This is a genomic window from bacterium (assembly GCA_030685015.1).
Classification (GTDB): domain Bacteria; phylum CAIWAD01; class CAIWAD01; order CAIWAD01; family CAIWAD01; genus CAIWAD01.
The window spans coordinates 22379-30188 of the sequence record JAUXWS010000079.1; the positions used below are offsets into that span (position 1 = coordinate 22379).

Here is a 7810-nt window from a genome sequence, read left to right on the forward strand (position 1 = left end):
CGAGGCGGATCAGATGCTGGTCACACGGAAAGTTTTCCTGCCTCGGCGGAAGAGGACTCCAACGGCAGCCAGCGGGCGGCCAATCCATCCACTTCCTGGCGGGCCGCCTCCGCTCCGGGCGAGTCCAGATCCCCGCGCTCGGCCAGCGCCGCCAACCCTCGCCCCAACGTGGCCAGGCGGCGGGCGTCCTCCTCCTGGCCCGGCCGGCCGCGGGCGGGCGGCGCCGGCAGTCCGCGCACCAGGGACCGGTTCAGGCTGAGCTGCCCGTTCAGGCGCAGGGGGTCGTGCCAGGTGCGCACCCATTCCTGCAGCGGCGCCGAGTTGAGCCAAGCCGCCAGTCCATGGGCCGCCTCCATGTCCGGGCAGAGAACCTGGATGACGTTGACCACGCCCAAGGCCGTGTCCGCCTCCACTGCCACGGCCTCCAGCCGCCGGCTGAGGTTGGCAATGAGCACGCGCGGCGCGGCGCTCTGCTCCCGGCGGGCGGAGGAGAGGGAGGCGGCCGGCACGACCGGATGCCGGCGGCGGGATCCGCGGAAGCGCACGGAGAGACGGCCCCAGGTGTGGTGGAAGGGCTCGATTGCCCCCGAGCTGAGCAGCATCAGCTCACTGGTCGCGGGCCGGGGCGACTCCCGCACTTCCAGTGTGTAGAATTCGGCGGCGCTGAGCGAGGCGAGCACGGCGTGGTCCTGGCCCAGAGCGCCGGTGAGGGAGCCCCGGCGACGGGAAGGCGGGCAGAGGAGGGGCCCCCATCCCGGCCGGGCGAGGGCCTCCACCTGCGCCTGGGGCATGATGTGCGCGGCGCGTGGCAGCACCTGGCGGTCCAGCTGTTCCACCAGCAGGTCGGGCGGGGGCGAGCCGGGTGCGGCCTGGCGCGGCTTGGCCTGGACGACAAGTAGGAGGATCTCAAAGTCGGCGCGGGGGAAGAACCGGCAACCGGGCGCATGCTGCAGGCGCAGCAGGATCGTGCGCGCGGCCAGCATGCGGCGCAGGGGGCCGCCAAAGGCGCTTGCCAGCCAGGCGGTGGGCAAGAGCAGGCCCAGCTTACCCCCGGGGGCCAGGAAGTCGAGGGCCCGCTCGACGAAGGGCACGTAGAGGTCGAAGGGGCCGTGGGCGGTGGCGAAGCGGGTGCGTAGTTCGTCGCGCCGGGCCACCCAGGCCGCTTCACGCCCCTCCACTCCATTGCGGAAGGGCGGGTTGAGGATGACGCGGTCGAAGGAGCCTCGCCAGCGGCGGGGCAGCTCGTCCAGCGGAGCCAGGGTGTCTTGGACACGCCAGCGGACGGCGGGCAGGAGGTTGCGGCCCAGTTCCGCCGCGACGGGATCCCATTCCAGGGCGTGGCAGCGGGCGGGCGTCGCGCCCAGCGCCACGGCGGCCTGCAGGAAGATGCCGGCCCCGGCGGCCGGGTCCAGCCAGCGCTGGGCCGCGTCCGGCTCGAGAAGGGTGGCCAGATGGCGGGCCAGGGACCAGGGGGTGTAGACCAGGCCCCGCCGGGCGGCCCGGGGATCCAGGCGGGTCAGGATGTCCTGGAAGAGCTCGCCCGACTGGCCCGGACCTTTTGCTGGCGGTGGGAGCGGAAGCGGTTTGCCCGACGCGGGGGGGCCGCCCGCACCCAGACGTCCCGCCAGGAGGGCGGCCAGCGCCCGGCGGCGGCCGGCCGGCAGCGGCCCACCCCGCTCCTGTTCCAGGGAGGCTTGCAGCAGGGTGGCAGCCAGGCCAGGCAGCCTGTCCTCCGCTGGCCGGCGGTCAGTCCGGGCGGCTTGTGGCGCGGGCGGGGCCGTCATCTCGTCGGGATGCGTCATGGTGAAAGGTAGGGAGTGTCGGTTCGTCACTGCCGCCGCCCCCGGCGAAGGGCGCATTACAAGACCGGACCCGGCTTGGGACCGGGTCCGGCGATCGACAGAAAGGGTCCACTTGCGCCAGGCGGCGCAAGGGATGGGAAGGGTCAAGCCAGGAGGGCGCGCACTTTCTCCTGCAGCACGGCCGGATCCACCGGCTTCTGCACGAAATCGTTGACGGGAAGCAGGTCGTCGTCCACGCCGAAGTGCATGCCCGTGACGCGGCTGACGCTGGTCAGCATGATGATCGGCGTGGTGATGCCCCGACCGCGCAGGGCCTGGGCCAGCGCGAAACCGTCGTCCGGCTCGTCCATCATCACGTCCAGGATCATGAGATCGGGCTTGAGCTTGAGGGCGGCGTCGAGGCCCTCCTTGTAGCTGTAGGCTGCCTCCACCTGGTGTCCGGCCATCTCCAGCATGACGCGACTGGCCTCGATGATATCGACATCGTCGTCCACGATCAGGATGCGTGCCATCTATCCGTCTCCTGTTGCCGCCGGGTGGTCGCCGCACATCGGCGCCCTGGACCGGGCGAATTGACGCGCCAAGATAGCAGATGTTGAAAAATTCACAATAGCCTCCCGACACTTCTGCTCCGGCCGCCCTGCTTTGCTAAGTTGGATCCGCCAGCCTGGGGTCCAGCCGCGTCGCGGTGCGCCACCATGCGGTTACAACCGTGCTGCCGCTTCACCCGCCGCCGTTTCCCCGGCATCATTCGGCCATCCGGCTCGTCGGCGGACGATGGCGGCGGCCTTCAACGAGAGAGTCCATGTCCGACCAACACGTCCCGGCCACGCCGGAAGTCGAATCCCAGCCCGCGAGCGCCCCACATCCACTATTCACCTTCGAGGAGCTGCCCCCCCGCTACCGGGAAAGGGTGACCGCCCTGGGCTGGGCGGAACCCATGGAGGTGCAGGCCCGGGCCATTCCCCTCATCCGCGCCGGCCAGGATCTCATCACCCAGAGCCACACCGGCAGCGGCAAGACAGGCGCTTTCCTGCTGCCCCTGCTGCTGGAGCTGGACGAGTCCCTGGCCGAATGCCAGGCCCTTATCCTGGTCCCCACCCGCGAGCTGGCCATCCAGGTCCACGCCGAGCTGCTGCGCCTGACCGAGGGCACCCCGGTGCGCCATGCCCTGCTCTACGGCGGCGTGGCCTACGGCAAGCAGCTCAAGGATCTGGAGAACAAGGCGCAGATCGTCATTGGCACGCCGGGCCGCGTGCTGGACCACCTGGACCGCGGCACCTTCACTGCCGGCCACGTGCGCTACCTGGTGCTGGACGAGGCCGACGAGATGCTCTCCATGGGCTTCTACCCGGCCATGCGCAAGGTGCGCCGCTGGCTTCCCCAGAAGCGCCGCAGCCTCATGTTCAGCGCCACCATGCCCCGCGCCGTGCTCAACCTCTCCAAGGAGTTCCTCCACCACCCCGAGTTCCTCTCCCTGAGCGGCGACAATGTGGGCGTGGAGACCCTCACCCACGAGTACTACACGGTGGATCCCATGGACAAGGACCGCGCCCTGGTGCGCATCCTTGAGATGGAGAACCCGGCCAACGCCCTCATCTTCTGCAATCGCAAATCGGAGGTGGAGTACCTCTTCCAGTTCCTCCAGAACGCCGGCTACGATGTGGACCGCATCAGCGGCGACCTGACCCAGACGGCGCGGGAGAAGGTGATGGGGCTCATCCGCCAGCACAAGGTGCGCTTCCTCATCGCCACCGACGTGGCCGCCCGCGGGATCGACATCCAGGACCTGGACATCGTCTTCCAGTATGACGTGCCGCAGGATCTGGAGATCTACGTGCACCGGGCGGGCCGCACGGCGCGCGCCGGCAAGAGCGGCCGCTGCATCACGCTGGTCACCTACCGCGACGAGCTGCCCCTGCGCGAGATCCAGGGCAAGTTCCACATCCCGCTGCAGAAAAAGGAACTGCCCAATCTGGAGCAGGTCAGCCAGCGCGTCTGCGAGCGCACCACCGTCCTGCTCGAGGAGCAGCTGCGCGACGCCGGCAGCGTGATGAACGAGCGCATCGACCGCTTCACGCCCCTGGCCGAGGAGCTGGCCCAGAGCGATGAGGGGCGCCGACTGCTGGCCCTTCTCCTCGACGACTTCTACCACCACACCCTTCATCTTCCCCCCAAGTTGCCTGAGGAGAAACTGCGCTTCGAGGACATCCCGGACGCTCCCGGCCGGCCGCGGCACCGCGAGCGGGACGAGCCGCGGGGACGGCCCGACCGTCCACGTCGTTCGCCTGCAACTGAATCGCGCGCCGTAAATGCTTCCAGCGATCAACCTGCTCCAGAGCAGGTGACAGCCGACGGAGAGGGCGCACCGCCTGCGGGGAACGGGAGCGAGCGCCCCCGGCGACCCCGGCGCCGGCGCGGCCGCGGGCGAAGCGGTGAGGCCGAGTCGTCTTCAGCCTCGGCACCGGCGGCTCCCGCGGGCGAGGCCTGATCCTCGTCCAGCCCTTCGCACAAGGAAAGCCTGGGGGCATCACGCTGGTCGGTGGTGCCCCTTTTCATGGACAGGACCGGCCGCGCCGGCGGCGCCGACCGGGCGCGGGGACGCCTCTTCCCCGGCCGATTCCCACCTTGGCGGGCGGGCAGAGAAGAAAGGCCGGTGACCGACCCATGACCGAGCGCGGCGATGAAATCAGGCTGACCCCAGAACAGGAAGCTGTGGTGCGGACGGAGCGCGGCCCCTTGCTGGTCCTGGCGCCCGTGGGCAGCGGCAAGACCCTGGTCATGGCTCGCCGCCTGGCGGCGGCCATCCACGGCGGCATGCCCGCCGCCGGCTGCCTGTGCCTGACCTTCACCAACCGCGCGGCGCGGGAATTGAGGAGCCGTGTGGCCGCCCTGGGCGAGGCGGCCCGCGAGGTGGCCGTTTTCACCTTCCACGGCTTTTGCGCCCACCTGCTGAGGCAGGAGAGCGGCGCCGCCGGCCTGCCCGCCGTCTTCAGCATCCAGGACGAGCTGGACAGCCTGGACCTGCTCGAGCGCTGCCATCCGCGTCGCCTGGAGCTGGGGGCGGATACCGCGGTGGAGGCGCGCGCCCTCTACCACGACTGGGGCCGCCGGCTCTCCGCCCTGCCCCTGGCCGCCTGCACCCTGGGCGCCATCGCCGCAGAAGCCCTGCAGGGCCTGGACGGCGAGCGGCGCGCCTGGCTGGGCGCCTACCTGAGCCGTCTCAAGGCCACGGCCAGCCTGGACTATCCGCTGCTCGTACACCAGGCCCGCGCCCTGCTGGCCGAGGAGGGCGAGACCCGCCGGCGCTGGCAGGAGCGTTTCCAATGGATCCAGGTGGACGAAGTGCAGGACACGCACCTGTCCGAGTGGAGCCTGCTCGAGATCCTGGCGGCGGAACATGGCAACCTGGCCTTCTTCGGCGATCTGGACCAGACCATCTACGGCTGGCGCGGCTCCCGCCCCCAGCGCTTGCTTGAGGAGTTCCGGCGCGTCTGCGGCGATCCTCAAGTCCTCCAGCTGAGCACCAACCATCGCGGCACGCACCGCATCCTGGAGCTGGCCGGACGGGTGGCCGCCGGGCTGCCCGAGCGCCACACGATCCTGCGGCCCGCCCCCGGCCTGCCCGAGGGCCAGGCGGTGCGCTGGCTGCTGGCCGACGACCCGGCCGAGGCGGCGCGCCGCATCGCCCAGGACCTCAAGGCCCGCGCCGCGGATGGTTCCGCCTGCGCCGTGCTGGCCCGCGCCAATGGCGTCTGCCGCCAGGTGGCGGCCGAACTTGAGAAAGCCGGCCTGACGCCCCTGCTCGAGGAGGATCTGCGCCTCTCGCGGCGCTCCGAGGTGCGCGCATTGCTGGCCCCCCTGCGCCTGGCGGTCAACGGCGAGGACGCCGCCGCCCTGCGTCACTGGCTGGCCTGGGGCGGTCCCGAGCCCGGTTTGCGCGGCCTGCTTGAGCGGATCCAGCCCCACCTGGCCGACTGCCACCTGGCGCTGACCGATCTGGTCGCGGGCGAGACCCTGCGCCGCGGGGATCCCTTCGCCCCGCTGCTGGAGGCCTGGGAGGGCAGCCATCACGTGGTGCTGGACGTGGAAACGACGGGTCTCGATCCGGAGCAGGACGAGGTGGTCGAGATCGCCTGCCAGCGCTGGTCGCGGGACCTTGAACTGGACCGCCTGCATCTGCTGCTGCGTCCGACGCGACCGCTGGGGGCCTCGGCCTCCGTCCACGGCCTGGACGGCGAGACCTTGCGGCGGGAGGGGCGGGATCCGGCCACCGCCTTCGCCGAGCTGGCCGATTTCGTGGGCGACTCCCTGGTGGTGGGCCACAACATCGCCTTCGACCTGGCCATGCTGGCCGGCCAGGCCCGCCGCCTGGGTCTGCGGCCGCCCGCCTGGCCCGCCGCCGACACGCTGCTCCTGGCCCGCCGCGTCCTGCGCAGCGGCTCCATGCGCCTGGGCGACCTGGCGACGCGCCTGGAGCTGCCCCGGCGCCCCACCCACCGCGCCATGGACGACGTGGGCGCCACCGCCCTGCTCCTGGCCCGCCTGGTGCCCGCCCTGCTCGAGAACCGCGAGGACCGCCGTGACCTGGTGGCGGCAGCGACGCCCACCTTCGGGTCCTGGGCCGCCCGCATGGACAAGCTGCGCATCCTGGCCGACACCCTGCGTCCCGACGAGCTGCTCGACTTCGTGCTGGGCCAGGACTGGTTCCGACGCGGGCTGCCGGGGGGCGAGGCCAGCCGCGCCCTGGTCCGCCTGGTCCGCTGGGTGCGCCGGCTGGACGAGGGGGAGCTGGCCCGGCGATCCCCGCGGGAGGCCCTGCGCGCCGTGCTGGAGCAGGCCGCCCTGGCCCGCCCGGTCGACCTGCTCGAGGAGGGGGCGGTGCCCGTCCTCACCATCCACGCCGCCAAGGGCATGGAGTTCGACAAGGTCTGGCTGGCCGGGCTCTGCCAGGGCATCCTGCCCGACTTCCGCAACCAGCAGGGGGAGGGTCTGGCCGAGGAGCGGCGCGTCTGCTACGTGGGAATCACCCGGGCGCGGCGGGAGCTGTGCTGCGTCGCCTGGCGCCTGGACGGCCGCGGGCGGCCGGCGGGCTGGTCGGAGTTTGTCAAGGGGGAGGCCGTCCATGGCTGAGGCGGAAGTCCTGGTGGCGGGGGCCGGTCCGGCGGGCGCGACGGCGGCCCTGGTGCTGGCGCGGGCCGGTGTGGACGTGCTCCTGCTGGAGAAGCGGCGCTTCCCGCGGGACAAGCTGTGCGGCGGCTTCCTGGCGGCCCGCTCGCTGGGCCTCCTCGAGGAGCTGCATGGCGCCGCCGTCGAACCGTTGTATCACGTCACGGACGATCGCTTCCAGGTCTGGCACGCAGGCAGCCTGGTGGCCGACCGCCGCCTGGGCGATCGCATGGCCTTTGTCCAGCGCCTGGAGCTGGACGAGTTTCTCGTCCGCCGGGCGGAGGCGGCGGGAGTCCGCCTCGTGGAGGAGGCGGAGGCAGTCCGCGTCGAGACGGGGCTCGGGGGCGGGGAGAAGGTCGACCTGCGTCTGAAGGACGGGCGCCAGGTGCAGGGCCGCTGGCTGGTGGCCGCCGACGGCGCCCTCTCCCGCATCCGGCGCCAACTGGAGCCGAACTTCACGCCGGGCGGGGCGGCGCTAGAACTGCAGGTGGCGGGGGAGGGCGATCCGGTGCCCCGCCTGGATTTCGGTCTCTTCCCCTGGGGCTACGGCTGGCGCTTTCCCAAGCGGGGCTGCCTCACCGCGGGAGTGGGCGGCTGGGGCGCGCACACAGGCGGCCAGCGCGCCCTGCTGGCCGCCTACCTGGAGCGGCTGGGCCTCCCGGGCGGGCCGGTGGCCGGATGGCCCATCCCGGACCGGCCGGCGCGTCGGCCGACCCAGGGCCGCGTGGTGCTGGCGGGCGACGCGGCGGGCTTCTGCGAGCCTATCTCCGGCGAGGGGATCTTCTTCGCCCTGCGCAGCGGCCAGCGGGCCGCCCAGGCGGTGCTGGCGGCGCGCGGCG

5 protein-coding genes are annotated in these 7810 nt (G+C 72.1%); 3 read left to right on the forward strand and 2 right to left on the reverse strand.

The genetic code is table 11. The features are described from left to right. Positions 1 to 20: 20 nt before the first annotated feature. Complete coding sequence (locus tag Q8O14_11605) at positions 21 to 1832, reverse strand: N-6 DNA methylase (GenBank protein MDP2361372.1); 1812 nt, start codon at positions 1830 to 1832, stop codon at positions 21 to 23. A gap of 113 nt (positions 1833 to 1945) precedes the next feature. Beyond that, positions 1946 to 2314, reverse strand: coding sequence for a response regulator (locus Q8O14_11610; GenBank protein ID MDP2361373.1), 369 nt, complete (start codon positions 2312 to 2314; stop codon positions 1946 to 1948). Positions 2315 to 2607: 293 nt separating this feature from the next. Between Q8O14_11610 and Q8O14_11615 the strand changes: the two genes are divergently transcribed. From Q8O14_11615 to Q8O14_11625, 3 genes are all read left to right on the forward strand, one after another. Continuing rightward, positions 2608 to 4293: a DEAD/DEAH box helicase gene (locus Q8O14_11615; GenBank protein ID MDP2361374.1), complete on the forward strand. Its 1686-nt coding sequence runs from the start codon at positions 2608 to 2610 to the stop codon at positions 4291 to 4293. Between the two features lie 176 nt (positions 4294 to 4469). After that, positions 4470 to 6935 (forward strand): UvrD-helicase domain-containing protein, encoded by a 2466-nt coding sequence (locus Q8O14_11620; protein ID MDP2361375.1) that lies wholly within the window; start codon positions 4470 to 4472, stop codon positions 6933 to 6935. Continuing rightward, positions 6928 to 7810 (forward strand): geranylgeranyl reductase family protein (locus Q8O14_11625; GenBank protein MDP2361376.1); only part of this gene is annotated, 883 nt, incomplete at its 3' end. The genes Q8O14_11620 and Q8O14_11625, both read left to right, overlap by 8 nt.